General features: G+C 49.8%; 1 protein-coding gene. It reads right to left on the bottom strand.

The window, feature by feature from the left end:
• A partial coding sequence (locus E0E16_RS14125) for a transposase (protein WP_255418130.1) occupies nt 1–615 on the bottom strand: 615 nt, incomplete at both ends.

The raw sequence follows: 615 nt of genomic DNA on the forward strand, positions 1-615 counted from the left end.
GATATTCCATCAGCCCATCCTCGTTCATATCCATGCAGTCTGCCAACACCTCGTATTTGAGATTTTTCTTCATCTTGGTGACATAGACGACGTTCCTCTCGGTCAGTTCCTCAAACTTTTCATAGTTAATATATGCACGATCCAGGGCAACGATTTCATCATGCTTGAAATGGCTGGGGGCGAGCATGAAGGAATCGTTGGTAGCGGCAGAGGTGAACTTCACGTCACAGTGAACTCCCTCGTTTGCATGAATGACGGAATGCACTTTTATGCCACCCTTCTTCTTTCCCGTCTTAGGATGACGGCCCACGCCCTTGAAGATGACGTTAGAGAACAGGGTTATCGTGGTGGAATCGATGATTCTCAGACGTTTTACCCATTCCTCCGTACCATTGCGTCGGCTGTCCGAAGAAAGTCTGTCCTTATTGGACTCGTAAAGGTCGTGATACACGTCCTCAAAGAATTTCTCCGAGCGTCTGGCGTTCGCATCTGACAGGGTACTGCGCTTAGGAACCCTGTCAATGCCTATGTGATGAAGCTTGCGCACCTCAGCCGTCATTGCCGCCTCTATCTCGCGCAGGGAGTCGAAGCGCATGATGACTGCATACAGCATCG

The organism is Prevotella rectalis (genome assembly GCF_900607215.1).
Lineage (GTDB): Bacteria > Bacteroidota > Bacteroidia > Bacteroidales > Bacteroidaceae > Prevotella > Prevotella brunnea.